Origin of the sequence: Nitratireductor sp. L15S-10 (assembly GCF_045011005.1) — a bacterium.
Taxonomy (GTDB): domain Bacteria; phylum Pseudomonadota; class Alphaproteobacteria; order Rhizobiales; family Rhizobiaceae; genus Nitratireductor.
This window is the reverse complement of the sequence record NZ_CP120674.1, coordinates 221,974-247,249: the sequence shown is the minus strand read 5'-3', so window position 1 is coordinate 247,249 and position 25,276 is coordinate 221,974. Positions and strand designations below refer to the sequence as shown.

Genomic DNA, 25,276 nt, shown 5'->3' with positions numbered 1-25,276 from the left:
TTCTCGTTCTGCCTGAACGGGAAAGCGTTTGATCGACCATTGGTTCCGGTATGGGAGACAGTTGATGAGTGATGCGAAGGCGAGCTTTCTGACGATTGGCGATACGCAGATCGCATACCGATATCGGGAGGGCCGCGCACCCGGTGTCGTCTGGCTGGGCGGCTATAAATCCGACATGCTCGGCACCAAGGCTGAGGCACTGGATGGATGGGCAGCCAAAAAGGGCCACGCTTTCCTGCGGCATGATTATTCTGGCCATGGTGAATCCGGCGGCGCGTTCAAAGAAGGCACGATCTCTCTCTGGCTGGAGCAGAGCCTTGGCGTTTTCCGGGCTTTCACGAAAGGGCCGCAGATTCTCGTTGGGTCGTCCATGGGCGCGTGGATCGCCCTGCGGATGGCGCAGAAGCTGAACGAGGAGGGAGAGGGTGACAGGTTGGCCGCCCTGCTTCTCCTGGCGCCGGCTCCCGATTTCACCAGCGAGCTGGTCGAGCCCAAAATGTCGGCGGCCAATCGCCGGGAGCTTGAAGAGAAGGGGTATATGGAAGAGCCCTCCGAATATTCCGACGAACCCTACATTTATACACGCGCGCTGCTTGAGGACGGAAAGCGCAATCGGGTGCTTGATGGCATTCTCGACACGCACTGCCCGGTCCACATTCTGCAGGGCAAAGCCGATCCCGACGTTCCCTTCACCCACGCCATGCGGCTTACAGAACACCTGCCGGCGGATGACGTCACCCTGTCGCTCATCGGCGACGGCGATCATCGGCTTTCCAGGCCGCAGGACATCGCACTGATCTTGCGGTCACTGGAAGGTTTGATCGATCGCGCGGTTTAGGCTGGTTGCCGGAATGATGCGGAAATGTGTAAATAAATGTCGTAAAATCAAATGTTTGTGCGATTCTCGTTTATCATTTCCTTGAATCTCGAAAATTGAGCCCCCATTTCGAAACCATGCAGCTTCCCGGGGGTTGCATGCTCAAGGAAAGGAACGGGTGAACATGACAAATTCTGCGCTTATCCGTCCCGCCTGGACGCCTGCGACGATTGCTCTGATGGTGGTGGGTTTCATGGTGTTCTGGCCGCTCGGCCTCGCCATGCTCGCCTACATTCTGTGGGGTGACCGGCTCGGGGAGTTCAAGAAGGACGTGAACCGAAAAACCGATGAAGTTTTCGCCGGCTGCCGGCGTGCATCAAAGCGTCATGCGTTTACAGGCAACGTCGCCTTTGACGACTGGCGCGACAAGGAGCTGGAGCGCCTCGCCGAGGAACGCCGCAAGCTCGACGAGATGCGCGACGAGTTCGATGATTACATGCGCGAGCTGCGCCGGGCCAAGGATCAGGAAGAGTTCGATCGTTTCATGAACGAACGCAACAAGGGTCGTAAATCGGGCCGCGGCAAGTCCGTCCCCGATGTGACCGACGAGGCCTGATCCAGTGGACAACAGGTAAACGGTTGAAACGGCATCTCATCGAGGTGCCGTTTTCTTTACGCGTTTTTCTCCACGAATCGCTTATTCTTTCTCCATGGCGCTTGGTTTCCTCAACAAGATGATCGGGCTCAGGGTGGCAGCTCCTCCGGCCGAACGCATGCATCGCGTTGCCGGACGGGAGTTGCCGCTACGCATTGTCGAAAATGCCAGAGCGCGGCGGTTAACGCTGCGTATCGAGCCTGGCGGACGGGGTCTTCGCGTCACTGTTCCGCCGGGACTCTCCCGCTCCCGTGAGGTGGAAGAGTTTCTCGACCGCCACACCGGCTGGCTTGAGCAGAAGCTGAAAAAACTGCCCGAACGACCTCTGGTCCGACCGGGCATCAAGATCCCGGTGCGCGGCGTGCCGCATCTCATCGTGCACGATCCGGAGAGGCGTGGCGCTGCGCGGCTTGCCGTGCACGAAGGCGCGCCCGTGATCGTTGTGCCTGGGGAGGGGGAGCGCCTGCCGCGGCGGGTCGCAGACTTCCTGAAGCGCGAGGCCAAGCGCGACATCGAAGCTTTGGTGGCAAAGCATACCACCACCATCGGCAAACGCGCCCGCGCGATCCGCTTCCGCGACACCAGGAGCCGCTGGGGCTCCTGCACCTCCGATGGCACACTCTCATTTTCCTGGCGCATCATGATGGCTCCGCCGCTGGTGATCGATTATCTGGTCGCTCATGAGGTCGCGCATCTGAAAGAGATGAACCACAGCGCCCGTTTCTGGAAGCTCTGCCGGGAGCTGTGCCCCGAAACGGACCGTTGCAAGGACTGGCTGAAACGCAACGGCACGGCTTTACAGGCCATTTGGTTTGAGTGACGGGCGTGCTTTGCCGGGTCTGTCTCTGAGGGCAGGTTTGCCTGATTGCTATTGAGATGCCGGCGCCTGGCGCCCTCGCCTCCAGCCTCGACTCCGCCGCCGTTTCGTGCCACTTCCCTTTTATGACATTCGACGTGAAAATCTGTGGTCTGAAGACCGATGAAACCGTGGCGGCAGCACTCGATGGCGGGGCGAGCCATATCGGCTTTATTTTCTTCGAGAAAAGCCCTCGCCATGTGGAGACCGATACGGCTGCAAACCTGCGAAAAGCAGCCCTTGGCCGCGCACAGGCTGTTGCCGTTTCGGTGAATGCCGATGATGCGGGACTGGATGCCATCGTGAGCGCTGTTCAGCCCGATGTTCTGCAGCTTCATGGCGGCGAGAGCCCGGAGCGCGTCGCCCAGGTGAAAGCACGCTACGGCCTGCCGGTGATGAAGGCCTTCGCCATCCGCGAGGCGGCCGATCTGGATCGCATCGCACCCTATCGCGGCGTTGCCGACCGTTTCCTGTTCGATGCCAAGCCGCCGAAAGGATCCGAGCTTCCCGGCGGCAATGGGGTCTCCTTCGACTGGCAGCTTCTGGCCGGCCTTGACGATAACGTGGATTACATGCTTTCCGGTGGCCTGAATGCGGCCAATATTGGCGCGGCCCTGAAAGCCGCGACGCCGCGCGGAATAGACATTTCGTCTGGCGTTGAAAGCGCGCCTGGCGAGAAAGACCCGGAATTGATACGCAACTTCTTCGCCGCCATCCGGCGTGCGCTTGAACCAGATGCGGCTCCGGCATGAGGAGAGTGGCTTGAACAAACCGGCAGAACCCAATTCCTTCCGGATTGGCCCTGATGACGAGGGCATGTATGGGATCTTCGGCGGCCGGTTTGTGGCCGAGACGCTGATGCCGCTGATCCTCGATCTGGAAAAACACTGGAATGAGGCGAAGAACGATCCGGCGTTTCGCGCCGAGCTTGAATATCTGGGCCGCCACTATACGGGCCGGCCCTCGCCGCTCTATTTCGCCGAACGGCTGACCGAGCATCTGGGCGGCGCGAAGATCTACTTCAAGCGTGAGGATCTGAACCACACCGGCTCGCACAAGATCAACAATTGCCTTGGCCAGATCCTGCTCGCAAAGCGCATGGGCAAGACCCGCATCATCGCCGAGACCGGCGCCGGCCAGCATGGCGTGGCGTCTGCCACCGTGGCCGCCCGCTTCGGCCTGCCCTGCGTGGTCTATATGGGCGCGACCGATGTGGAGCGGCAGAAGCCGAACGTCTTCCGCATGCATCTTCTGGGCGCCGAGGTGAAGCCGGTTTCTTCCGGGCATGGCACGCTGAAAGACGCCATGAACGAGGCGCTGCGCGACTGGGTGACCAATGTCGGGGACACCTATTATCTGATCGGCACGGCGGCAGGCCCGCATCCCTATCCCGAGCTGGTGCGTGAGCTGCAGTCGGTGATCGGCACGGAAGCGCGCGAGCAGATAAAGGAGCTGGAAGGCAGGCTGCCCGATGCCATCGTGGCGGCCGTGGGCGGCGGCTCGAACGCCATCGGCCTGTTCCATCCCTTCCTCGACGACCGCCAGGTGGCAATCCACGGCGTGGAGGCCGGTGGGCACGGGCTTGCGGGTGACGAGCACTGCGCCTCCATGACGGCGGGCCGCCCGGGCGTGCTGCATGGCAACCGCACCTATCTTCTGCAGAATGAAGACGGGCAGATCCTCGACGGGCATTCGGTCTCTGCCGGGCTCGATTATCCCGGCGTCGGGCCGGAGCATAGCTGGCTGAAGGATACGGGCCGTGTGATCTATTCGCCCGTTCTGGACGATGAGGCGATCGAGGCGTTCCAGATGACGACGCGGCTTGAGGGCATCATCCCGGCGCTGGAATCGGCCCATGCGATTGCCCATGCGATCAAGCTTGCACCCACCATGGGCAGGGACCAGATCATGATCGTCAATTTCTCCGGACGCGGGGACAAGGACGTCCACACCGTCGGAAAGATGCTCGGCATGGAGATGTGAACATGTTCGAAATCTATCGTTCCAAGCAAAACCAGCACCACTACGTGGCCATTCGCCAGGACGACGATAGGGAAAACCCGAAGGGGATAAGGGCAAGCCAGAACCTTGCCTTCCTGACCCGTGTGGCCGATGACGGCGAACCGCGCATCGCCTTCGACCCCGAAGAAGCGAAAAGCCGGATCGAGCGCGATGGCTTCTACGCCTTCACTGTCACCATTGAAATCCGCGAGCACGCCGAGGGATAGGCTGATCGCATTGCATTGCCGCGTTCGTGATCGAGCGATAAGGCCGCTGCAACCGCAAGGACTGCAAGACGGCGTGGGGGCGCCGCGCTGGATGTACGAGGACCCAGGACCATCATGACCACCCGCATTGACCGCCGCTTCGCGCGGCTGAAGGAAGAAAACCGCCCGGCACTCGTGACCTATTTCATGGGCGGGGATCCGGACTATGAGACCTCGCTCTCGATCATGAAGGCGCTGCCTGCGGCCGGCAGCGACGTGATCGAGCTGGGCATGCCCTTCTCCGACCCCATGGCCGACGGCCCGGCCATCCAGGCCGCTGGCCTGCGCGCGCTCAAGGGCGGGCAGACGCTTGCGAAGACGCTCCAGATGGCGCGTGACTTTCGCCAGGAAAATAACGACACGCCCATCGTGATGATGGGTTATTACAACCCGATCTACATCTATGGCGTGGAACGCTTCCTGACCGATGCGAAGGAAGCCGGCATTGACGGGCTGATCATCGTCGACCTGCCGCCGGAGATGGATCAGGAGCTTTGCGTTCCGGCGATCAAGGCGGGGCTGAATTTCATTCGTCTGGCCACACCGACGACAGACGAGGAGCGTCTCCCAAAGGTTCTGGAGAACACGTCGGGCTTTGTCTATTACGTCTCGATGACGGGTGTGACGGGATCAGCATTGCCTGACACGAACAATGTTTCGGAAGCGGTTTCGCGCATCAAGGAGCACACGGATCTGCCGATCTGCGTCGGCTTCGGCGTGAAGACGGCGCGGCAGGCCAGGGCGATAGGCGAGGCGGCGGATGGTGTTGTGGTCGGCAGCGCCGTCGTTGCGGCCATCGCCCAGTGCTACGACGACAACGGCAAACGGATCGAAGACCCCGCCGAGGCCGTGGCAACCCTTGTGAAGGGGCTGGCAGACGGGGTGCGCCAGGCGCGCCTTGCTGCTGCCCGATAATTGGCGCATCTTCGGAATGCGGAAAAACAGAAGGCATATGGAATGAACTGGATCACCAGCTATGTGAGACCGAAGATCAACTCGATGCTCGGTCGCCGGGACATGCCGGAGAACCTCTGGATCAAGGATCCCGAGACCGGCGAGATGGTCTTTCACAAGGATCTGGAAGACAATCTCTGGGTCATTCCCTCCTCCGGCCATCACATGAAGATTTCCGCCCGCGAGCGGCTGAAAAGCTTCTTCGACGATGGCGAGTATGAGACGCTGGAAAACCCGAAGGTCGTGACCGACCCGCTGAAATTCCGCGATGAACGCCGCTATACCGAACGCCTGCGTGATGCCAAGGCCAAGACCAACATGGAAGATGCCGTGTTGAGCGGCGTTGGCCGGGTTCAGGGGCTTGAGCTACTGGCCACGGTGCAGGATTTCGCCTTCATGGGCGGTTCCCTTGGCATGGCAGCCGGCGAAGCGATCGTCCGGGCGTTCGAGACCGCCGTTGAGCGCAGGTTGCCGCTGGTGCTCTATGCCGCCTCGGGCGGCGCGCGCATGCAGGAAGGCATCCTCTCGCTGATGCAGCTGCCGCGCACCACGGTCGCGCTCGACCGGCTGAAGGAGGCGGGCCTGCCCTACATCGTCGTGCTCACCAACCCCACGACCGGTGGCGTGACCGCGTCCTACGCCATGCTGGGCGATGTCCACATCGCCGAGCCCGGTGCGCTGATCGGCTTCGCCGGCCCGCGCGTGATCGAGCAGACCATTCGGGAAAAGCTCCCGGAAGGCTTCCAGCGCGCCGAATACCTGCGCGATCACGGCATGGTCGACATGGTGGTTTCGCGGCTGGAGATGAAGGAAACCATCGCACGGCTGTTGAAGATTCTGCTCAGGGAGAAGGCGGAAGCTGCGCCGGAAGTCGTGGAAGACGCACCGGTGGACGAGGCCGAAACGGCTCCGGTTCCTGTCGAGTCAAAACAGACAGCGGTGGAACAGCCGAAGGCTTGATGACATAGATATTAGCCGGCTGAAAAACCTCCAGGCAGGACTCAGATGACCATTCTCTCCGCCGAGCGGGAAATAGAGCGTCTTCTGTCGCTCCATCCCAAGGGCTTCGACCTGTCGCTCGAGCGCATCACGCGCCTGCTCGACCGGCTGGACAACCCGCATCTGAAAATGCCGCCAGTCATCCATGTGGCCGGAACGAACGGCAAGGGTTCGGCCACGGCTTTCGCCCGCGCCGTTCTGGAAGCGTCGGGCCGGATCGTTCATGTCCACACCTCACCGCATCTGGTCAACTGGCACGAGCGCTACCGGCTCGGTGCCGAAGCTGGCGGAAGGCTGGTCGAGGATGCGGTTCTGGCGGATGCCGTGGCGCGGGTGGCTGAGGCGAATGCCGGTGAAAAGATCACCGTCTTCGAGATCCTCACGGCGGTGATGTTCGTGCTCTTTTCGGAGCATCCGGCGGATGTGGCGATTGTCGAGGTCGGGCTCGGCGGCCGGTTTGACGCGACCAATGTCATTCCCCATCCGGCAGCCAGCCTCATTATGCCGATTTCGCTCGACCACGAAGCCTATCTCGGCGACCGTGTAGAGCTGATTGCTGTCGAGAAGGCCGGCATCATCAAGCGCGGTGCGCCTGTCGTGGTCGGGCAGCAGCCGTTCGATGCGGCGCGCGAGGTCCTTGTGGACACGGCGGAGCGGCTTTCCTGCCCGCTCACCGTCTATGGCGAGGATTTTCTGGCCTTCGAGGAAAACGGCCGCATGATCTATCAGGACAATGACGGTCTCTTTGACATGTCGCTGCCCCAGCTTTCGGGCCGGCATCAGATCGCCAATGCGGCGGCAGCCATCGCCACCGTCAAGGCGGCGGGTTTTCCTGTTGGTCTGCGTTCGGCCGAGGCGGCGATGGAGCGCGTTGTCTGGCCCGGTCGCCTGCAGCGTCTCCCACAGGGGACGCTTTCGGAGCTCGGGCCGGAAGGCGCTGAAATCTGGATCGATGGCGGGCACAATCCCGGCGCGGGCGAAGCGATAGCCGAGGCGCTTGCTTCCGAGGAAGACCGCTCGCCGCGGCCTCTTTTCCTGATTGCCGGCATGATCAACACCAAGGACCAGACCGGCTATTTCCGCGCCTTCGAGGGCATGGCCAGGCATGTCTATACGGTCCCGGTGCCGTCGAGCGATGCGGGTGTGCCCAATGCCGAGCTCGCGGCGCGCGCCATGGACGCGGGGCTTTCGGCCGAACCTGTCCATTCGGTCGCCAATGCGCTCAAGCTTTTGCGTGATACGCTCGATACCGGCCGCGACGGCACCGAGCCCCCGCCGCGCATCCTGATCTGCGGTTCGCTCTATCTGATTGGTGCGGTCCTGGCCGAAAACGGCACCCCGCCGCGCTGATTCCGGCTCCCGTCTCGTCATCCTATGGTCTAGCCACAGGATGACGAATGAGGACGTGGAAAGCCGCTTACATCATCCCAATCACGCCGCGACGGATGAGGTCGAGTGCGAGAAGCGTGAGACCGATCCTGAACCAGCGGCGGAAGGTCTTTTCCGGCATTTTCTGAAGAAGGCGCGTTCCATAGACCGTGCCGAGATAGCCCGATGCGATCATCAGCGCGATGAAGGGAAGCCAGCGCCAGAAGGCGAAGCCTGCAAGGGCAAAGGCAATCACCTTGAGCGCGTGCTGCACCGTCATGCCGGCCGCGTGTGTGGCGATCAGCGCTTTCCGGTCGTCGGGAATGATCTGCGCGAAAAAGGCCGATAGCAGCGGGCCAGTTGCACCTACAAACATTGTCGCAAGCGCGAGCACCGCACTGCCGGCGGCGAGGCCTGCGTGGCTGAGTTGCGCCGCACCGGGGATTTTTGTCCACGTGACGGCGATGACGAAAACGCCCAGAACGAGCTTCAGGAGCGCGTCGGGCAATTGCACCACGAAATAGGCACCCACGGCAGCGCCGATCAGGCTACCGAGAATGAACGGCGTGGCGATGGAAAAGCGGATATGCGCCCGCTGATGCCAGGCGCGGCCGGTGTTGGAGCCGAGCTGTACCGCGCCATGAACGGGGATCAACGCCGCGACCGGGATGAAAAGGCCAAGCAGCGCCAGCATGGCCACACCGCCGCCCACGCCAAAGGCGGCGGTGAGCGCGGAGGTGAAGAAGCTGGCGATCACAAGGAGAAGCGCCGGGACCGCGCCCAGCGCTTCAGGTAGAAGCGTATCCCAACCGCTCAAGAGCCCCGCCTTACAGGAACTGTTTTCGGGTAAACTGGCCAGCCGGGCGGTAGCGCCAAAGATAGGTTGGCAGAATGGCAGCCAGTGAATGCTTCTGGATGCCAAGGCCGTCGAGCGTGCGACCAGCCGTTTTCGCCTCTTCGGAAACGATATTATCGGTCTTCAGGAGCTTCACCTGATCGAGCGTCAGCATCGGATTCGGCAAAAGTCCGAGAATGCGGGCCTGAATGCGCGCGACGAACCAGGGCAGGGTGACGAACCAGCGCTTGCGATAGGTCGCTTCGAGCATTTCTTCGAGACACTCTCGGAAGGAGAGCACTTCCGGTCCACCCAGCTCGTAGATCTGGCCGCCTTTGAGATCTCCATCGACCGAGCGGGCATAGGCCTCGGCCACATCACCAACATAGACAGGCTGGAACTTCGTCTCGCCACCACCGATCAGCGGCAGGAACGGCGAGAACCGCGCCATGTTGGCAAAGCGATTGAAGAAATCGTCTTCCGGACCGAATACGATGGAGGGGCGAATGATCACCGCATCCTTGACGGTTTCCAGCACCGCCTTTTCGCCCAGTGCCTTGGTGCGGGCATAGTCGGAATCGGACTCCGGATCGGCCCCGATGGCAGACCCGTGGGTCAGTTTCGCACCGGCGGCGCGGGCGGCTTCCGCCACCGCACGGGCACCGAAATGCTGAACCGCGTCAAAAGACTGGCGGCCGGATTCATAGAGGATGCCAACGAGATTGATCACGTGATCGGCACCGTCGACCGCGCGGTCGATCGAAGCGCGGTTGCGCAGGTTTGCCTGCACGACCTGCACCTGGCCCACATTGCCGAGCGGCTGCAGGTGTATGGCCAGATTGGGATTGCGGCATGCAACACGCACCCGGTGGCCGCGTCGTGTGAGGGCCTGTACCAGATGTCGGCCGACAAAGCCGTTGCCGCCGAAAATGGTGATGAGCTTAGGTTTCTGGCTGATGGTGGCCATTTGCCTCTGTCTCCGGTTTCTCAACGGCTTCATAATCGGTTTCGCTCCAAAGGCAAAGGGTGCCCCGCGATAGTTTTCATCCCCAGGCGGAAATCGCTGCAAAACTTGGAAAAAAGCCCTGAAACGCCTATATCTTGGGGGACAGGCGCCGGATGATTCGCGGCGCAGATTTCCCATGCCCAAAAGGGGGTTCCCTCAGGGCTCCTGAGCGAAAGAATTTGATGAGCGACACGCCCGAAACTCTCCCAGGCGAACCGGCCGAATACGGCGCTGAATCCATCAAGGTTTTGAAGGGGCTGGATGCCGTCCGCAAACGCCCCGGCATGTATATTGGCGATACGGATGACGGGTCCGGCCTGCACCACATGGTGTATGAGGTGGTCGACAACGCCATCGACGAGGCGCTGGCGGGGCATGCAACCCTGGTGACGGTAACGCTCAATCCCGATGGTTCCTGCACGGTGACCGACAATGGCCGCGGCATCCCGACCGACATGCACGCAGGGGAGGGTGTATCTGCTGCCGAGGTCATTATGACGCAGCTCCATGCCGGCGGTAAGTTCGACCAGAATTCCTACAAGGTTTCCGGTGGTCTCCACGGCGTCGGTGTGTCGGTGGTGAACGCACTGTCCATCTGGCTAAAGCTCAAGATCCGCCGCAAGGGCAAAGTCCACGAGATGAGTTTCACTCACGGCGTCGCCGATGCGCCGCTTGCGGTGACGGGTGACGCAGGTGACGAGACGGGGACGGAAGTGAGCTTCCTGCCTTCGCCCGATACCTTCACGATGACGGAATTCAATTACGACACGCTGGAGCACCGCCTGCGCGAGCTTGCTTTCCTGAATTCGGGTGTGCGCATCCTTCTGACCGACAAACGCCATGCCGACGAGAGGAAGCAGGAATTCCTCTTCGACGGCGGTATTGTCGAGTTCGTCAAATATCTGGACCGCGCCAAGAAACCGCTGATCGACGCGCCGATTTCCATCGGCGCTGAGAAGGACGGCATCACGGTGGAAGTGGCCATGTGGTGGAACGATTCCTACCATGAGAATGTGCTGGCCTTTACCAACAACATTCCTCAGCGTGATGGCGGCACCCACATGGCCGGCTTCCGTGGCGCTCTGACAAGGCAGGTGACGGGTTACGCGGAGAACTCGGGCCTTACCAAGAAGGAAAAGGTCTCGCTCACCGGCGACGATTGCCGTGAGGGTCTGACAGCGGTTCTCTCGGTGAAGGTGCCGGATCCGAAGTTCTCCTCCCAGACCAAGGACAAGCTGGTTTCCTCCGAAGTGCGACCGGTGGTGGAAAGTCTCGTCAACGAGGCGTTAGGCACCTGGTTCGAGGAGCATCCGGCGGAAGCCAAGGTGTTGATCGGCAAGGTGGTGGAAGCTGCGGCAGCGCGAGAGGCGGCGCGCAAGGCGCGTGAGCTGACACGGCGCAAGGGTGTGCTCGACATCACGTCTCTGCCAGGCAAGCTCGCCGACTGCCAGGAACGCGACCCGGCCAAATCCGAACTCTTCATCGTCGAGGGTGACTCCGCTGGCGGTTCGGCAAAATCCGGCCGCTCGCGCAAGAACCAGGCGATCCTGCCGCTGCGCGGCAAGATTCTGAATGTGGAGCGCGCCCGCTTCGACCGCATGCTTTCATCCGACATGATCGGCACGCTGATCACGGCGCTGGGAACGGGCATCGGCAAGGATGAGTTCAACGCAGAGAAGCTGCGCTACCACAAGATCATCATCATGACGGACGCCGACGTTGACGGCGCCCATATCCGCACGCTGCTTCTTACCTTTTTCTTCCGGCAGATGCCGGAACTGATCGAGCGCGGGCATCTCTATATCGCCCAGCCGCCGCTCTACAAGGTGACGCGCGGCAAGTCCGTTCAGTACATCAAGGATGAGGCGGCATTTGAGGAATTCCTGATCGATTCGGGCCTCGAAGAGGCAACGCTGGAACTTTCCAACGGCGAAGTGCGCGGCGGTCAGGATCTGAAGCAGGTGATCGAGGATGCGCGCGGGGTACGCTCGCTGATCAATGGCCTTCATACCCGCTACAATCGTTCTGTGGTGGAGCAGGCGGCGATTGCCGGTGCGCTCAGCGCGGCGGTGCTCGCCGATCCGGGTCGAGCCGCAGAAGCTGTGAAGCACGTGGCCGAGCGGCTCGACATGATCGCCGAGGATACCGAGCGCGGCTGGGAAGGGCGCGTCAACCCTTCGAACGAGGGTGCGGGCGGTTACCTCTTTGAGCGCACAGTTCGTGGCGTACGGGAGGTGGTTGTGCTTGATTCGGCGCTGGTCGCTTCGGCCGATGCGCGTGCGATCGACCGCTACACAGCGCGTCTGCAGGAGATTTATACAAAGTCGCCTGTGCTGCGCCGCAAGGACAAGTCGGAAGTCATTTCCGGGCCGATGGCGCTGCTCGATCAGGTCTTCGCCACGGGCCGTAAGGGCCTCACCATGCAGCGCTATAAAGGCCTTGGCGAGATGAATGCCGAGCAGCTTTGGGAGACGACGCTGGATCCCGATGCGCGCTCGCTGCTCCAGGTCAAGGTGACCGATGCGACGGACGCGGATTCGCTCTTCTCACGCTTGATGGGTGACGAAGTGGAACCGCGTCGGGAGTTCATCCAGGACAACGCGCTGTCTGTGGCAAATCTCGATATTTGACGCTGTTCCGCAGTCGGTTTCATGCAAGCGGCGCCGGGCAACCGGCGCCGTTTTCGTTTGGCGCACATCCGTTCTTCGGTTCAATCATTGACTAACCGGCAAAATGGTTTTAGCTGGTTAGTCAATGGGAGATTGGAGCCTTGGCTGAGAACGCAGCGTGGCCAGTGCCGTTCTTTTTTGGCGGCAGGCTTTGCCTGGACTTCGTCAACACGGTGAATTGCCGTTCGAGGCCGGCAACGAAGGACTATATCCCCGATATGGCGGCACTGCTCGGCTGGTGCAGCCAACTGGCTGTGTTCGACACGGAAACTCTGACCCGTCTGCAGACGATGGCGGAAACGAACCCTCCTGTGGCGGCGGCCGCACATGCCAGAGCCGCGCAATTTCGCGAAACGCTCTTTGCGGTTTTCCAGAACACGATCATCGGAGAAGACCCGTCGAAGGATGCGCTCGGCGCGCTTGGCGAACTCGTGAGCGCGGGCCGGCAGCGTCAATGCCTGAAGAAGGACGCGGAGCGCTTTATCTGGAGCTGGGACAAGAGCCGCCTCGATCTCGATGTTCCTCTTCTGGCTGTTGCGCTCAGCGCTGAAGCGATGCTCACAGAAGGCGAGCTGCATCGACTGAAGGCCTGTCCCGGGCCGGAAGGCTGCGGATGGCTGTTCTTCGATGAAACGAAAAATGCCTCCCGCCGCTGGTGCAGCATGGAGCATTGTGGGGGCGCGGCGAAAGCACGGCGCCATGCTGCCCGTTTGAGGGAAAAAAGATCATGAAATTCATATCTTTACGCAGCATCGTCGTTGCCGCATTTGTGTTGTGTGGGCTGCTTTTTGCTGTGGGGTGGTTCACCCGCAATGATCCCTCGCAGGACCCCTACGTGAAGATCCTGGGCGGTGGTTTCATGTTCAACTACCGCCAGGGTGAGGTGTTCTATGGGTTTACCGCTCAGGTGGTGCGACCGCTGGCCAGTGGCTCAATCATCGAGGCGACATTCGAGAACCCGGCGGGCGGCGCGCCGCTCGTGGTGTCGGAGCGGGTGAGCACGATGACCGACCGCTACGCGCTCAGAACACCGCCGGTTCGCGGGGTCGAAGCGAAGAAGCCGTACAAGGTATCGATCCGTGTCTACGACCGTGAGAAAACCAGCATGATCTGGGAAGGGGACACGACCTTTGCGAGCCAGATCAGCGACAAGGTCGTACCAGACAGGCCGCTCACCGTCGGGCCGGGCTACCATCTCAACCCCAACTGAGAAGCGAACGTCCATCAGAATTTTCCTGATGAACCTTTCTCCAGACCACGGCGACTAACGGATGTCGGGGCGTGATTGCCCCTTCCCGAAACCCGAACTGGACCCGAACTGGACCCGAACTGGAGATGACAATGCCCTATTCTTTCAAGACCAACCGCATCGCAATGGCTGCAGCCTCACTGATCATGCTGTCAGCCACTGGATTACCCACCACCGGCGTTGCCGGTCAATTCGCCCTTGCGCCGCAGATGGCAGGGCCGTCCATGAATTGTTCAGTGCCCAACCACGTCGTCTGCACCATCAGCAGCGCCAAGGGACTGAAGCTGGTCAAGATCACCGCCAACACCCCGCAGGGCAGCGTGAACCTTGTAGACAAGACCTATCGCAGCTGTCCGAAGACGGTGAAAGTCTCATGGGACTCTGCTTATCAGATGGCCGGCAAGCAGATCGTCGAATGCAGCGGAGGCTTGAAGCTCAAGGCCCGCTGAACAAGAAACGGTGCCGCCGGGCCCGGGTGGCGGGGCAGCCCGTTTCAGCGGCATCGGGGTGGGTTTGTCTGCCGTGGCAGCAAGCCCACCCGTTTTCCGCTCTTGTGCGCAAGTCAGGTGTTTCCACCTGACTGCGAGATGCTTTAGTCACTCATCTTCAGGGCCTGGATGAAGGCTTCCTGCGGAATCTCGACCTTGCCGAACTGGCGCATGCGCTTCTTGCCCTCTTTCTGCTTCTCGAGCAGCTTGCGCTTGCGGGTCACGTCGCCGCCGTAACACTTGGCCGTCACGTCCTTGCGCATGGCCGAGATGGTTTCGCGTGCAATGACCTTGCCGCCGATGGCCGCCTGGATCGGGATCTTGAACATGTGGCGAGGGATAAGCTCTTTCAGCTTCTCGCACATGACGCGACCGCGCTTTTCCGCGGCCTGCCGGTGCACGAGCATGGAAAGCGCATCCACCGGCTCCTCATTGACGAGGATCGACATCTTGACGAGGTCGCCTTCGCGGTAGCCGGTGAGCTGATAGTCGAAGCTCGCATAGCCCTTGGTGATGGATTTCAGCCGGTCGTAGAAATCGAACACCACCTCGTTGAGCGGCAGCTCATAGGTGACCATGGCGCGCTTGCCGACATAGGAAAGATCCGTCTGGATGCCGCGCCGCTCCTGGCAGAGCTTCAGGATCGCGCCGAGGTAATCGTCCGGTGTGAGGATGGTCGCCTTAATCCACGGTTCCTCGATGGAGGCGATCTTCACCACGTCCGGCATGTCGGCTGGGTTGTGAAGTTCGACCTGATCACCGGATGTCAGGTTCATGCGGTAGACCACCGAGGGCGCGGTGGCGATGAGGTCAAGATTGAACTCGCGCTCCAGCCGCTCCTGAATGATTTCCAGATGCAGAAGGCCGAGGAAGCCGCAGCGGAAGCCGAAACCAAGGGCTGCGGAGGTCTCCATCTCAAAGGAGAAGGAGGCATCGTTGAGGCGCAGCTTGCCCATGGCGGCACGCAGGTCTTCAAAATCTGCCGCATCGACGGGAAACAGACCACAAAAGACCACTGGCTGCGCGGGTTTGAAGCCCGGTAGCGGTTTATCCGTCTGCCGTTTGTCCTCGGTGATGGTGTCGCCGACACGGGTGTCGGCCACTTCCTTGATCGAGGCGGTGATGAAGCCGATCTCACCGGGACCAAGCTCCTCCACCATCACCATCTTCGGGGTCATGACGCCAACCCGATCCACCGGATATTTGGCGTCCGTGCCCATCATGCGGATGGTCTGGCCCTTCCGGAGCTTTCCGTCGATCACCCGCACCAGCACGATCACGCCGAGATAGGCATCGTACCAGCTATCGACCAGCAACGCCTTGAGTGGAGCCTCACGGTCACCGCCCTCGGGGGCGGGCAGGCGTGTCACGATGGCTTCCAGAACCTCGGCGATGCCCACGCCGGTCTTTGCGGAAATCGGTATCGCATCTGAGGCATCAAGCCCGATCACCTCTTCGATCTGTTCCTTGACGCGATCGGTGTCGGCGGCCGGCAAATCGACCTTGTTGAGGACAGTCACGATCTCATGATCGTTGTCGATGGCCTGATAGACATTGGCAAGTGTCTGAGCCTCGACGCCCTGGCTGGCGTCGACCACCAGAAGCGAACCCTCGCAGGCCGAGAGCGAGCGCGAGACCTCGTAGGCAAAGTCCACGTGGCCGGGCGTGTCGATCAGGTTCAGCACATAGTGCTGCCCGTCGCGCGCATCATATTCGAGACGCACGGTCTGCGCCTTGATGGTGATGCCGCGTTCACGCTCGATATCCATCGAGTCGAGGATCTGATCCTTCATCTCGCGGTCTTCCAGGGATCCGGTCATCTGGATCAGCCGGTCGGCGAGCGTCGACTTGCCATGGTCGATATGCGCGACGATGGAAAAGTTGCGAATATTGGAAAGTGGCGTGTTCGTCATGCCGCTGGCCTTAGCAGGCAGTCCGTTCTTCGACAAGCAGATTGCTGCAGCAGATCGACGTCGTGGCGTGTCAGGAGCAAAAAGTTCGCGACATTGCGCATGGGAATGGGCGACCATATATCCCGCCCATGAACGATCCCGATGAAACCAAGCTGGGTTTCCTGATCCATGACGTCGCGCGCCTGATGCGCAAGCGTTTTCAGGAAATAGACAATGAGTTCGGCCTTTCATCCGCTCAGTGGCGGTTGCTCTTTGGCCTTTTGAAGGCAGATGGTATGCCGCAGGTGCGGCTGGCCGAGCTTCTGGAAGTAGAGCCAATCAGCGTTTCGCGTATGGTCGACCGTTTGGCGGAAAGCGGCTGGGTGGAGCGCCGTCTAGCTCCTACAGACCGCCGCGTCCGCATGATCTACGCCACGCGCAAGGCTCGTGAAGCGTGCTCCGGTATTCGGGCGATCACCGAGACTGTGCATGATGAGGCGCTTTCCGGCCTCGCCGATGATGAACGGCGCATCCTGATCGACGCGCTGGGCAAGGTCGCGCACAATCTCTATGGAGCTGCGGCAGAAGAGCCGGCGGTGATCGCTCCCTGTGCCTCACCGGCGCCACGCAACGGGGCTTCCGCTTAGACGGCAACAGGACGGCCGATCAATCGGCCACCAGTTTGCGGTAGAGGTGCCATGTGGCGTGACCGAGAATTGGCATCACCACGGCAAGACCGGCAAAGAGCGGCAGAGACCCGACAATGAGCGCGCCCGCCACCAGCACACCCCAGAGAGCGATGGGTACGGGGTTGGCGCTGGCCGCCCGTACGGAGGTGACAATTGCAGCCACCGCCCCGCAATCCCGGTCGAGCAGGATGGGAAAGGCTATGACTGTGGTGATCAGCACAAAGAGCGCAAAAATGAAGCCGATCGCATTGCCGAGTGTCAGGAGCATCAGGCCGGCATCGGTTGTAAACAGCAATTCAAGGAACTGTGAGAACGATGCGGGCGGTTCGGGACCGAGAAGGCGCACATAAAGTCCCTGCGCCACCAGAAGCCAGGTCACGAAGACGGCAAAGAGCATTGCGCCCACAGCCATGATGGAAGGGATCGCCGGCGATCTACGCACCGCCAGAGCGTACCGCCAGGACGTGTTGAGCCCGGCCTCGCGTCTGCGGCTGATCTCATAAAGACCGATGGCGGCAAAGGGGCCGATAAGAGCAAAGCCGGAAGCAAGCGGAAAAAGAAGCGGCAGCGCATTCGCGCCCGAAGCCCAGTATATCAGAACCACTCCGACCAGCGGGTAGATGACACAAAGGAACGCGTAATGTGAGGGTTTCTGCCAGAAATCATCCAGCCCACGTCCAAGCGCATCGATCACATCCGACGTGTTGATCTTGCGAACAGCCGGCAAAGACAGGGTCTTCTCGGTTCCTGCCATGACATGAAAATCCGTCATTTCAGACCTCCCGGATCTGCCGGGACGCAGGCCGCACCCCGACGGCAAAGTGTAGCCGGATTATAGGCCCTCCGCCGGCTCGCGGCGAGGTTGTTGCCGGTAACATCTTCCGGAGCGGTTGGTGACCGGCGTCAGGACCGCACGGGGAAGAATGTCTTCTGCGCGAAGGGCGCCGTCGCCCCGTGAAGGAGCACTGAAAGAAGAATCGCGAAGACGGCTATGTTGGTAATCGCCTGCGCCACATCGAAGCCGGACTGGTCCACCACAAGAATGAGATAGAGGACCGAGGCGAGCCCGCGCGGACCGAACCAGCCAACGAACAGCTTGGCTCTGGTGTCGGTTCCCGTACCCAGCATGGCGACGAAAACGGGAACAATGCGAATGACGGTGAGACTGAGTGCTGCATAAAGCAGTGCCGGCAAAGCGGGTGCTTGCAGCGCCTGCGGGAGCATTGCCATGCCAAAAAGGAGAAAGGTGAGATTGGTGAGGATCGAGCCTTCCGTCATGGCGAAATTGCTGGCTTTTTCGACGGTTTCGGTGGGCAGCCGCCATCCAAACGCCAGCCCGGCCGCGAAAGCCGCAAGAAACCCGTTGCCGCCGGTCAGTTCCGCACCGAGATAGGCGAGCCCCGCAAGACCGACCATGATGGGCGTACGCCCGGCGGGATTTGAAAGTGAATGCGTAAATGCATGGGCAGCTGCCGCTGCACCGGCGTAGCCGACAGCGAGACCGGCGAGCGGACCGAGAACCACCTGCTTTAGGAAAAACGTGGCGTGACCGGCCATGCCTTCGCCGCTGCCGGTATCGGCTGCGAGCGCCAGGGCGATCAGCAGGAGAGGCAGGCACAGGCCATCGTTCAGCCCGCTTTCGACATCCAGAGCCTCGCGCTCGACCTCGGGGAGACCGTCATTTCCGAAGACCGGCTGCGCCAGCGCCGCGTCTGTCGGTGTCAGAACAATGGCGAGCACGAGCGCACCGAAAACGCCGAGTGCCGGAAAAAGAACCATTCCCGCAGCGGTCCCGGCAAGGATCGTGAGCGGAATGCCGATGAAGAGAAGGCGTGCGGAAAGGAGGGCCGTTGCGCGCTTGGCCATGACGCTCGAGATACGAATGTTCGCGGCATCGCGGAAAAGGATAATCGCAAGCGTTGCCGTCGCGAGGAACTCTACAACTGAACTATCCAGCGGCGAAGCGAGTGTGGCGTCGGCCATGTAGAAGCCATAACCCAGCGCGGTAAAGAGCATTGGGCCTGACAGAACGGAGGCTTCAAGCTTTCGCGAGATGAGCGAGTAGCCGGTGAATGCGACAAAAAGCAGAACAAGCGCCACATGAGTGTCCATCAGTGCGTTCCCCTGTCTTCCGTGGTGGCGCCAGCACTTTTCGGCGTGCCCCATTTCAGTGTCTTGTAGTCGAAGCCGAAGGCGAGGGTCGGCTTGACGATGGCAAAATAGGGAGAAAGGTCAAAATCACGCGGCGTGAAAAGGCTGTGATGACGGATGTGGAGAATCTCCTGCCGCGAGTAGGCGGATTCGGCGGAAGCATGCCCTTTGGCTTTGGTAGTTTCGGGCAGGATCGGATAACCCACGTTTTGAAATGCCTGGGCAATGAGCGATGAACAGATGGCGCGCGTCGGATCGCCGGAGCCGATGGCGATCATTCGGCGGCGCCAGCGAACCGGCACGGGAGGCGTCGGCAGGAAGTAGCGCATCAGATCGAATATGTTGCGCATGTCGTAACGCAGGCCGAGCTTCTCGATCATGAATGCGACGATCGAATCCCGATCATCCGGTGTAAGACCGTTCGCGCGACAGATGCGTGTGTTGTACGTTCTGTACTTGGACAGGGGCACGGCAATGCAGCCATCGCCCAGGATGACTTCTACGAGACGAGGGCGTTCGGAGCCGTCCTCGGGCTCCGGCAGGGCATCGCCTACATAGAGCGCTGCGTGGCTCCAGGTGGACTGGGTAAGATATTTGATCGCTGCTGAAATGCGCTGATTGCCCTCGATCAGCAGAATATCGCCGGGCTGCAGGGTGCGATGCAGGGTTTCCGGGTCCGACGGCGTGTAGGGTTGATACCCCGAGGATTCGCTTTGCAGCCGCCGCGCCAGGAAACGGCCGAACCGGTCGAGCAGGGTGCTGGGTTGTTCGCTCATTCGCTCCCGTCCGCGATTCTTCGATCAATGGCAGGTGGAACTTAGAGGTTTTATTCCGTTGGGCAAACGGGCTGATGTGACCGAGCTCTCTCGGAGATCAGCTTGACTTAATTCAATCGTTTGATTAAATCAGAGGCATGATGCAGAATAATGGCAATACGCAAAATGCCGAAGCGCGGCTTTCATCGGCGGAGCACACGCGGCTCTCGCTCATTCGAGCGGGTTTGAAGCTCTTCGGTGAGAAAGGGTTTGACGGTACGACAACGCGCGAGATTGCGCGGGCGGCCGATGCGAATATTGGCTCCATCTCCTATCATTTCGGCGGCAAGGAGGGCCTGCGCGCGGCGTGTGCCGACCACATCGTCGAGTTGATCGGCAGGATTGCCGGCAGTGCCCTCAACCTCGAGCCGGACCATGGGGCTACCCTGACGCCTGCTGAGGCACGCGCGGTGCTGATGCAGGTGCTCGAAACGATGACCGGGTTTATAGCCGCGCGGCCCGAAGCCGGGCTGATCGTCAAATTCGTTCTGCGGGAACTCTCCCATCCCACGGTCGCACTCGATCGCATCTATGAAGGCATGTTCGCCCCGGTTCACAAACGTCTCTGCGTGGTCTGGGAGGCGGCGACTGGCGAGCCTGCGGAGAGCGACGAGACAAGGCTGACCGTCTTCACGCTGATCGGCCAGCTTGTTTACTTCCGCATTGCCAGCGAGGCGGTGCAGCGACGCATGGGCTGGAGCCGGATCGGTGCGCGGGAAGCAGCCGCCATTACGGCCATAGCCAGCGGAAATCTCGACGCCATACTTGCCGCGCGGATGCGCGAGAAGGAAACACCATGAGCATGCTTTGTGCCATACCGGTTCTGGCTGGTCTGATCACCGGTTGCGGTGCAGCCGAGCCCCTGGCAGTCGGCTATGTGGAAGGCGATTATGTGCTGCTCGCACCAACGGAAGTGGGGCAGCTGAGCGCCGTTCCGGTGCGGCGCGGCGCGATCGTGGAAGCCGGTGCGACAGTTGCCGTTATGGATGACACGGATGCACGCATCGCCGTTCGGCAGGCTGAGGCGGGACTGGCGGAAGCGGAAGCCCAGCTTGCCGACCTCAAGGAGCCGAAGCGGCCAGAAGAGATCGCCGTGCTGGAGGCAGCGCTGGCCTCCGTGAAGGCTGAGGCGGCGGAGGCGGGACGCGTGCTCTCGCGAACCGAAGATCTCTCTCGCCGCGGCATCGCCACGCAGGCCGAGCTCGACAAGGCACGCACGGCAAAGGAACTGGCGGACACGCGCGTCGGCCAGGCCGAAGCCAATCTGGCGGTCGCCAGACTGCCGGCCCGCGCCGAGGCGATCAGGGCCGCAGCCAGGCGTCGCGACCAGATGCAGGCAGCGCTGGAGCAGGCGCGCTGGCGGCTTTCCGAACGCGCCATCACCGCGCCTTCCGCCGGTCGCATCGATGATGTGATCCGCAATGCGGGCGATGTGGCAGGACCCTCTGCGCCGGTGGTCTCGCTTCTGCCGGATGGCGGGGTAAAGCTGAAGGTCTATGTGCCGGAAGCAGCTTTCTCCAGTCTTGAACCCGATGCGCTGCTGGTCGTGAACTGCGATGGTTGCGCGCCGGGGCTGACGGCACGCATCTCCTATATTTCCCCGGACCCGGAGTTCACACCGCCGGTGATCTACTCGCTTGAGACGCGCCAGAAGCTGGTTTATCTCGTCGAGGCGCGGCCGGAGGGTGAGGCGCGCAGTCTGCAGCCGGGACAGATCGTGGATGTACGTCTGAAAGCCGACGCGCCATGAACGCGATCGATGTCCACGGCCTGGTGAAACGCTTCGGCGACAAGACCGTCGTCAACAATGTGACGATGCAGGTGGCGAAGGGCGAGATAGTCGGCTTTCTCGGCCCGAACGGATCTGGCAAGACAACGACCATCCGCATCATGTGCGGGCTTCTGACACCGGACGAGGGCGATGGCACGGTTCTGGGCTTCAACCTGCGAACCGAAGGCCTGAAGATCAAGCGTGAAGTCGGCTACATGACTCAGCGTTTCTCCTTCTATGAAGACCTGACCATCGCCGAGAATCTGGCCTTTGTCGCAAGGCTCTACGATCTCAGACCGGTGGGCGCGCATGTAGACCGGACACTTGAGGATCTCGGACTTTCCTCACGGCGCAACCAGCTTGCCGGAACACTTTCTGGCGGCTGGAAGCAGCGGCTGGCGCTGGCGGCCTGCATCATGCATCAGCCGAAACTTCTCCTGCTCGATGAGCCGACGGCGGGTGTCGACCCGAAGGCGCGGCGCGATTTCTGGGACGAAATTCATCGTCTTGCCGCAGACGGGCTGACGGTTCTGGTCTCCACCCACTACATGGATGAGGCCGAGCGCTGCCACCGCATTTCCTATATCTCCTACGGAACCATGCTGGCCACGGGGTCCGTGACAGACGTGGTGCGCGATGCCGGGCTTGTCACCTATCTCGTTGACGGGCCGAAGCTTGAAAAGCTGGCTGACGAACTGCGGGAGCGGCCCGGCGTGGAGCAGGTCGCGCCCTTCGGCGCAAGCCTTCATGTGGTGGGGTCGGATGAAGACGCGCTGAAGGCGGCGCTACAGGATCTCGACGGGCGCGAGGGCGTGAGCGTGTCACGTGGCGAAACGAGCCTTGAGGATGTGTTCATCCAGTTCATGGCCAATTCGACGGACAACATGCAATGAGCGGCTTCTTTTCAATTAGCCGGCTCATAGCTATGCTGATCAAGGAATTCATCCAGATGCGGCGCGACCGCATCACCTTCGGCATGATGCTGGGCGTTCCGCTGATGCAGCTCGTCCTTTTCGGCTATGCGATCAATTCCGACCCAAAGGCTTTGCCGGCGGCACTCGTGTCGCTCAGCCAGGACCATTACAGCCGGGCCATGGTCTCGGCGCTCGAAAACACCGACTATTACCGCTTCGATCATGTGGTGGAGAGCGCAGCAGAGGCTGAGCAGCTCATTGCGAGCGGAGCGGTGGTTTTTGTGGTCACCATCCCGTCAGATTTCGCCCGCCGTGTCGACAGGGGGCAGCGGCCACAGATCCTGATCGAGGCGGATGCGACCGACCCGTCGGTGGCCTCCGGGGCGATTTCCACGCTCGGAACGGTGGTCTCGGAAGCGCTTTTGCGCGAACGCGGCGTGCCGGCTTCGGAAGCGACGCCGGCTGATCGGCTGGAGGTGATCGTTCACCGCCGCTACAATCCCGAAGGCATTTCGCAATACAACATCGTGCCGGGGCTGCTGGGCGTGATCCTGCAGATGACCATGGTGATGATGACATCCATCGCGCTCACCCGTGAACGCGAGCGCGGCACGATGGAGAACCTGCTCGCCATGCCGGCAAGCCCGCTGGAGATCATGCTCGGAAAGGTTCTGCCATATCTGGTGGTGGGAGCGGTGCAGGTGGCGGTGATCCTTGGTGCCGCGAAACTGCTTTTCGGCGTTCCCTTCATCGGCAGCCTGTGGCTTCTTCTGACGGCGGTCCTTGTCTTCGTTCTGGCGCTGGTTCTGCTGGGCTACACGATCTCGACCATCGCCCGCACGCAGATGCAGGCCATGCAGCTCACCTTCTTCTTTTTCCTGCCATCACTTCTTCTTTCCGGCTTCATGTTTCCATTTCGCGGCATGCCCCTTTGGGCACAGTGGCTCGGAGAAACCTTTCCGCTCACGCATTTCCTGCGCGTCATCCGCGCCATCATGCTCAAGGGAGCGGATCTGCCGGCAGTGGCATTCGAGACGGGAATCCTCGCTCTCTTTATCCTTGTCTATGCCGGCCTGGCGTTGATGCGATTTCGCCGGACACTGGATTGAGATGGGGTATTTTTTAGAAGCATTCTAATCTATTGACGGTCTCTGCGCCGCCTTCTATCTTAGAATCATTCTAAACAGTGGACTGCTCTTTTCATGTTTTCACGATTCTTCGGTTCCCAGCGCCGCGCGTTCTCCTCACTCAGCGAGCAGGAAGTTCTCGCCCTTGCAATTTCGTCGGAAGAGGACGACGCCCGCATCTATCGCGCCTACGCGGACGGGCTGCGCGATGAATATCCGCATTCAGCAGCCGTTTTCGATGACATGGCGGAGGAAGAGGACGGACACCGTGCGGCGCTGATCGAGGCGCATCGCGCGCGTTTCGGCGAGCGCATCCCCTTGATCCGCCGCGAGCATGTGCGCGGCTATTATGAGCGCAAACCCGACTGGCTGGTGCGGCCGCTCGGGCTCGACAGGGTGCGCGCGCAGGCCGAGCGGATGGAGGAGCAGGCGCATCGCTTCTACGTTGAAGCGGCCAGGCGAACCGAGGATGCCGGCATTCGCAAACTGCTTGGCGATCTGGCGATCGCCGAAAAGACACATGAATCTCTGGCGCACCGGCTCTCCGAAAAACATCTTGGCGAAGACGAGCGCGCCGAGGAAGAGCAGACCGAGCGCAAACAGTTCATCCTGACCTATGTGCAGCCTGGCCTTGCCGGCCTGATGGACGGTTCAGTCTCCACGCTGGCACCTATCTTCGCTGCCGCTTTCGCAACGGGCGACACGTGGCAGACTTTCCTCGTTGGCCTTGCAGCATCCATCGGCGCGGGCATCTCCATGGGCTTCACGGAAGTGGCCTCCGACGACGGCGTGATCTCGGGGCGTGGCTCACCGATAAAGCGCGGCCTTGCCACGGGTATCATGACGACCGTGGGTGGTCTCGGCCATGCGCTTCCCTATCTGATCCCGCATTTCTGGACCGCGACGATCATCGCTTTCATCATCGTTTTCATCGAGCTGTGGGCGATCGCCTGGATCCAGAACCGCTACATGGAGACCCCGTGGAGCCGCGCCACCTTTCAGGTGGTGCTTGGCGGTGCGCTTGTCTTCGCCACGGGCATGCTCATCGGCAATGCCTGACGCCGCTCATGCGTCATGCAGCGCGCGGCTCTCTTCCGGCGCTTCCGCGCGCTCGGCCATGCCATAGTCGCGCAGGACATGGGCGATGCGCAGACGGTAGCCGGCAAATATCCCGCCGCGACCCGCGCGCTGGGCCTGCCTGTGCTCCTCCGTGTTGCGCCAGGCCCTGACCGCTTCCTCGTCACGCCAGAACGACAGTGAAAGAATGCGGTTTTCATCGCTGAGGCTCTGGAAGCGTTCGATAGAAATGAAGCCGTCGATCCCGTCGAGCAGCGGACGCAGATCGGCGGCGATGCCGAGATAGGCATCGCGCCTGCCATCAGCCGGCTCAACCTCGAAGATGACCGCGATCATGGCCGCACCCATTCGGCATGGGGCGTGGAAGCGCGTTTCAGGAACATGCGATCCTCCTTGAGAATAAAGCGCTCGCGCCTTGCGAACTCGTAATTTGCGCGACCTTCGGAGCTCGCCGCAAGCCGTGTCCGATAAGCCTCATAGGCAGCGAGACTGTCGACATTATAGACGCCATAGGCGGTCGTCGCCGAGCCCTCATATGGCGCGAAATAGCCGATGAGATCGACACCGGCGCGCGGGATCGCCTGCCCCCAGTTGCGGGAATATTCCTCAAAAGCGTCCCGCTTGAACGGGTCGATCTCGTAGCGGATGAAACACGTGATGGTCACGGGTATGGCTCC

27 protein-coding genes are annotated in these 25,276 nt (G+C 61.1%); 19 read left to right on the top strand and 8 right to left on the bottom strand.

The window, feature by feature from the left end:
* Positions 1–64 precede the first annotated feature (64 nt).
* From P2W41_RS01170 to P2W41_RS01130, 9 genes are all read left to right on the top strand, one after another.
* Positions 65–838, top strand: coding sequence for an alpha/beta hydrolase (locus tag P2W41_RS01170; RefSeq protein ID WP_404934075.1), 774 nt, complete (start codon positions 65–67; stop codon positions 836–838).
* A 163-nt stretch (positions 839–1,001) separates the two neighbouring features.
* On the top strand, positions 1,002–1,433 hold the full coding sequence (locus tag P2W41_RS01165; protein WP_292898325.1) for a DUF2852 domain-containing protein: 432 nt from the start codon (positions 1,002–1,004) through the stop codon (positions 1,431–1,433).
* 94 nt (positions 1,434–1,527) lie between these two features.
* Positions 1,528–2,292, top strand: coding sequence for a M48 family metallopeptidase (locus P2W41_RS01160; RefSeq protein WP_404934074.1), 765 nt, complete (start codon positions 1,528–1,530; stop codon positions 2,290–2,292).
* Between the two features lie 122 nt (positions 2,293–2,414).
* Positions 2,415–3,080 carry a phosphoribosylanthranilate isomerase gene (locus P2W41_RS01155; RefSeq protein ID WP_404934073.1) on the top strand — a complete coding sequence of 222 codons (666 nt, stop codon included), beginning with the start codon at positions 2,415–2,417 and terminating at the stop codon, positions 3,078–3,080.
* Between the two features lie 10 nt (positions 3,081–3,090).
* Positions 3,091–4,311, top strand: coding sequence for a tryptophan synthase subunit beta (gene trpB, locus P2W41_RS01150; protein ID WP_404934072.1), 1,221 nt, complete (start codon positions 3,091–3,093; stop codon positions 4,309–4,311).
* 2 nt (positions 4,312–4,313) lie between these two features.
* The gene (locus P2W41_RS01145) at positions 4,314–4,556 is read left to right on the top strand and encodes a hypothetical protein (RefSeq protein WP_229449376.1); all 243 of its coding nucleotides are present in this window, start codon (positions 4,314–4,316) and stop codon (positions 4,554–4,556) included.
* Positions 4,557–4,670: 114 nt separating this feature from the next.
* On the top strand, positions 4,671–5,510 hold the full coding sequence (trpA, locus tag P2W41_RS01140) for a tryptophan synthase subunit alpha (RefSeq protein WP_404934071.1): 840 nt from the start codon (positions 4,671–4,673) through the stop codon (positions 5,508–5,510).
* A gap of 42 nt (positions 5,511–5,552) precedes the next feature.
* Entirely contained in the window at positions 5,553–6,509 is a 957-nt protein-coding gene (accD, locus tag P2W41_RS01135; protein WP_404934070.1) for an acetyl-CoA carboxylase, carboxyltransferase subunit beta, read from the top strand.
* 45 nt (positions 6,510–6,554) lie between these two features.
* On the top strand, positions 6,555–7,898 hold the full coding sequence (locus P2W41_RS01130) for a bifunctional folylpolyglutamate synthase/dihydrofolate synthase (protein WP_404934069.1): 1,344 nt from the start codon (positions 6,555–6,557) through the stop codon (positions 7,896–7,898).
* A gap of 67 nt (positions 7,899–7,965) precedes the next feature.
* Here the strand turns inward: P2W41_RS01130 and P2W41_RS01125 are convergent, their stop codons facing one another.
* The gene (locus tag P2W41_RS01125; RefSeq protein ID WP_404934068.1) at positions 7,966–8,733 is read right to left on the bottom strand and encodes a sulfite exporter TauE/SafE family protein; all 768 of its coding nucleotides are present in this window, start codon (positions 8,731–8,733) and stop codon (positions 7,966–7,968) included.
* 10 nt (positions 8,734–8,743) lie between these two features.
* Complete coding sequence (locus P2W41_RS01120; protein ID WP_404934067.1) at positions 8,744–9,718, bottom strand: complex I NDUFA9 subunit family protein; 975 nt, start codon at positions 9,716–9,718, stop codon at positions 8,744–8,746.
* Between the two features lie 221 nt (positions 9,719–9,939).
* Here P2W41_RS01120 and gyrB point away from each other — a divergent pair, with 221 nt between their 5' ends.
* The 4 genes from gyrB (at position 9,940) to P2W41_RS01100 (ending at position 14,124) form a co-directional block, all read left to right on the top strand.
* Positions 9,940–12,387 (top strand): DNA topoisomerase (ATP-hydrolyzing) subunit B, encoded by a 2,448-nt coding sequence (gyrB, locus tag P2W41_RS01115; protein WP_292898334.1) that lies wholly within the window; start codon positions 9,940–9,942, stop codon positions 12,385–12,387.
* A 140-nt stretch (positions 12,388–12,527) separates the two neighbouring features.
* Complete coding sequence (locus P2W41_RS01110; protein WP_404934066.1) at positions 12,528–13,157, top strand: CGNR zinc finger domain-containing protein; 630 nt, start codon at positions 12,528–12,530, stop codon at positions 13,155–13,157.
* Entirely contained in the window at positions 13,154–13,636 is a 483-nt protein-coding gene (locus P2W41_RS01105; RefSeq protein WP_292898336.1) for a hypothetical protein, read from the top strand. The genes P2W41_RS01110 and P2W41_RS01105 overlap by 4 nt, the downstream gene beginning before the upstream one ends.
* A 131-nt stretch (positions 13,637–13,767) precedes the next feature.
* Positions 13,768–14,124: a hypothetical protein gene (locus tag P2W41_RS01100; protein ID WP_404934065.1), complete on the top strand. Its 357-nt coding sequence runs from the start codon at positions 13,768–13,770 to the stop codon at positions 14,122–14,124.
* A gap of 143 nt (positions 14,125–14,267) precedes the next feature.
* On the opposite strand, the gene lepA is transcribed toward P2W41_RS01100, so the two are convergent.
* Entirely contained in the window at positions 14,268–16,076 is a 1,809-nt protein-coding gene (gene lepA, locus P2W41_RS01095) for a translation elongation factor 4 (protein ID WP_292898338.1), read from the bottom strand.
* Positions 16,077–16,204: 128 nt separating this feature from the next.
* Here lepA and P2W41_RS01090 point away from each other — a divergent pair, with 128 nt between their 5' ends.
* Positions 16,205–16,702, top strand: a complete 498-nt coding sequence (locus P2W41_RS01090; RefSeq protein ID WP_404934064.1) for a MarR family winged helix-turn-helix transcriptional regulator — start codon at positions 16,205–16,207, stop codon at positions 16,700–16,702.
* Between the two features lie 19 nt (positions 16,703–16,721).
* Here the strand turns inward: P2W41_RS01090 and P2W41_RS01085 are convergent, their stop codons facing one another.
* The 3 genes from P2W41_RS01085 to P2W41_RS01075 form a co-directional block, all read right to left on the bottom strand.
* Positions 16,722–17,516, bottom strand: a complete 795-nt coding sequence (locus P2W41_RS01085; RefSeq protein WP_404934063.1) for a DUF2189 domain-containing protein — start codon at positions 17,514–17,516, stop codon at positions 16,722–16,724.
* A gap of 131 nt (positions 17,517–17,647) precedes the next feature.
* Positions 17,648–18,856 carry a cation:proton antiporter gene (locus P2W41_RS01080; protein ID WP_292898341.1) on the bottom strand — a complete coding sequence of 403 codons (1,209 nt, stop codon included), beginning with the start codon at positions 18,854–18,856 and terminating at the stop codon, positions 17,648–17,650.
* Positions 18,856–19,671, bottom strand: coding sequence for a YiiX/YebB-like N1pC/P60 family cysteine hydrolase (locus P2W41_RS01075; RefSeq protein WP_404934062.1), 816 nt, complete (start codon positions 19,669–19,671; stop codon positions 18,856–18,858). Before P2W41_RS01075 ends, P2W41_RS01080 begins: the two co-directional genes overlap by 1 nt.
* A 137-nt stretch (positions 19,672–19,808) precedes the next feature.
* On the opposite strand from P2W41_RS01075, the gene P2W41_RS01070 reads away from it, so the two are divergent.
* The 5 genes from P2W41_RS01070 to mbfA all read left to right on the top strand — a co-directional run bounded on the left by P2W41_RS01070 (position 19,809) and on the right by mbfA (position 24,581).
* Positions 19,809–20,510 carry a CerR family C-terminal domain-containing protein gene (locus tag P2W41_RS01070; protein ID WP_404934061.1) on the top strand — a complete coding sequence of 234 codons (702 nt, stop codon included), beginning with the start codon at positions 19,809–19,811 and terminating at the stop codon, positions 20,508–20,510.
* On the top strand, positions 20,507–21,460 hold the full coding sequence (locus P2W41_RS01065; protein ID WP_404934060.1) for an HlyD family secretion protein: 954 nt from the start codon (positions 20,507–20,509) through the stop codon (positions 21,458–21,460). The genes P2W41_RS01070 and P2W41_RS01065 overlap by 4 nt, the downstream gene beginning before the upstream one ends.
* The gene (locus P2W41_RS01060; RefSeq protein WP_292898345.1) at positions 21,457–22,374 is read left to right on the top strand and encodes an ABC transporter ATP-binding protein; all 918 of its coding nucleotides are present in this window, start codon (positions 21,457–21,459) and stop codon (positions 22,372–22,374) included. Before P2W41_RS01065 ends, P2W41_RS01060 begins: the two co-directional genes overlap by 4 nt.
* Positions 22,371–23,504 carry an ABC transporter permease gene (locus P2W41_RS01055; RefSeq protein ID WP_404934059.1) on the top strand — a complete coding sequence of 378 codons (1,134 nt, stop codon included), beginning with the start codon at positions 22,371–22,373 and terminating at the stop codon, positions 23,502–23,504. Before P2W41_RS01060 ends, P2W41_RS01055 begins: the two co-directional genes overlap by 4 nt.
* Before the next feature lie 93 nt (positions 23,505–23,597).
* Complete coding sequence (gene mbfA / locus P2W41_RS01050; RefSeq protein ID WP_292898347.1) at positions 23,598–24,581, top strand: iron exporter MbfA; 984 nt, start codon at positions 23,598–23,600, stop codon at positions 24,579–24,581.
* Positions 24,582–24,587: 6 nt separating this feature from the next.
* Here mbfA and P2W41_RS01045 read toward each other — a convergent pair whose 3' ends face one another.
* Together P2W41_RS01045 and P2W41_RS01040 are read right to left on the bottom strand one after the other, a co-directional pair.
* Positions 24,588–24,935 (bottom strand): antibiotic biosynthesis monooxygenase family protein, encoded by a 348-nt coding sequence (locus P2W41_RS01045; RefSeq protein WP_404934058.1) that lies wholly within the window; start codon positions 24,933–24,935, stop codon positions 24,588–24,590.
* Positions 24,932–25,264, bottom strand: a complete 333-nt coding sequence (locus tag P2W41_RS01040) for an NIPSNAP family protein (protein ID WP_292898349.1) — start codon at positions 25,262–25,264, stop codon at positions 24,932–24,934. The genes P2W41_RS01045 and P2W41_RS01040 overlap by 4 nt, the downstream gene beginning before the upstream one ends.
* Positions 25,265–25,276 lie beyond the last annotated feature (12 nt).

Excerpts from the sequence above, each read along its gene's own strand:
- mbfA (WP_292898347.1), top strand. The coding sequence starts at position 23,598 with ATGTTTTCACGATTCTTCGGTTCCCAGCGCCGCGCGTTCTCCTCACTC.
- P2W41_RS01085 (WP_404934063.1), bottom strand. The coding sequence starts at position 17,516 with ATGACGGATTTTCATGTCATGGCAGGAACCGAGAAGACCCTGTCTTTG.
- P2W41_RS01160 (WP_404934074.1), top strand. The coding sequence starts at position 1,528 with ATGGCGCTTGGTTTCCTCAACAAGATGATCGGGCTCAGGGTGGCAGCT.
- P2W41_RS01075 (WP_404934062.1), bottom strand. The coding sequence starts at position 19,671 with ATGAGCGAACAACCCAGCACCCTGCTCGACCGGTTCGGCCGTTTCCTG.
- P2W41_RS01130 (WP_404934069.1), top strand. The coding sequence starts at position 6,555 with ATGACCATTCTCTCCGCCGAGCGGGAAATAGAGCGTCTTCTGTCGCTC.
- P2W41_RS01170 (WP_404934075.1), top strand. The coding sequence starts at position 65 with ATGAGTGATGCGAAGGCGAGCTTTCTGACGATTGGCGATACGCAGATC.
- P2W41_RS01055 (WP_404934059.1), top strand. The coding sequence starts at position 22,371 with ATGAGCGGCTTCTTTTCAATTAGCCGGCTCATAGCTATGCTGATCAAG.
- trpA (WP_404934071.1), top strand. The coding sequence starts at position 4,671 with ATGACCACCCGCATTGACCGCCGCTTCGCGCGGCTGAAGGAAGAAAAC.
- P2W41_RS01060 (WP_292898345.1), top strand. The coding sequence starts at position 21,457 with ATGAACGCGATCGATGTCCACGGCCTGGTGAAACGCTTCGGCGACAAG.
- P2W41_RS01065 (WP_404934060.1), top strand. The coding sequence starts at position 20,507 with ATGAGCATGCTTTGTGCCATACCGGTTCTGGCTGGTCTGATCACCGGT.
- P2W41_RS01090 (WP_404934064.1), top strand. The coding sequence starts at position 16,205 with ATGAACGATCCCGATGAAACCAAGCTGGGTTTCCTGATCCATGACGTC.
- P2W41_RS01145 (WP_229449376.1), top strand. The coding sequence starts at position 4,314 with ATGTTCGAAATCTATCGTTCCAAGCAAAACCAGCACCACTACGTGGCC.
- P2W41_RS01155 (WP_404934073.1), top strand. The coding sequence starts at position 2,415 with ATGACATTCGACGTGAAAATCTGTGGTCTGAAGACCGATGAAACCGTG.
- gyrB (WP_292898334.1), top strand. The coding sequence starts at position 9,940 with ATGAGCGACACGCCCGAAACTCTCCCAGGCGAACCGGCCGAATACGGC.
- P2W41_RS01105 (WP_292898336.1), top strand. The coding sequence starts at position 13,154 with ATGAAATTCATATCTTTACGCAGCATCGTCGTTGCCGCATTTGTGTTG.
- P2W41_RS01100 (WP_404934065.1), top strand. The coding sequence starts at position 13,768 with ATGCCCTATTCTTTCAAGACCAACCGCATCGCAATGGCTGCAGCCTCA.
- P2W41_RS01120 (WP_404934067.1), bottom strand. The coding sequence starts at position 9,718 with ATGGCCACCATCAGCCAGAAACCTAAGCTCATCACCATTTTCGGCGGC.
- P2W41_RS01165 (WP_292898325.1), top strand. The coding sequence starts at position 1,002 with ATGACAAATTCTGCGCTTATCCGTCCCGCCTGGACGCCTGCGACGATT.
- accD (WP_404934070.1), top strand. The coding sequence starts at position 5,553 with ATGAACTGGATCACCAGCTATGTGAGACCGAAGATCAACTCGATGCTC.
- P2W41_RS01045 (WP_404934058.1), bottom strand. The coding sequence starts at position 24,935 with ATGATCGCGGTCATCTTCGAGGTTGAGCCGGCTGATGGCAGGCGCGAT.
- lepA (WP_292898338.1), bottom strand. The coding sequence starts at position 16,076 with ATGACGAACACGCCACTTTCCAATATTCGCAACTTTTCCATCGTCGCG.
- P2W41_RS01080 (WP_292898341.1), bottom strand. The coding sequence starts at position 18,856 with ATGGACACTCATGTGGCGCTTGTTCTGCTTTTTGTCGCATTCACCGGC.
- P2W41_RS01070 (WP_404934061.1), top strand. The coding sequence starts at position 19,809 with ATGATGCAGAATAATGGCAATACGCAAAATGCCGAAGCGCGGCTTTCA.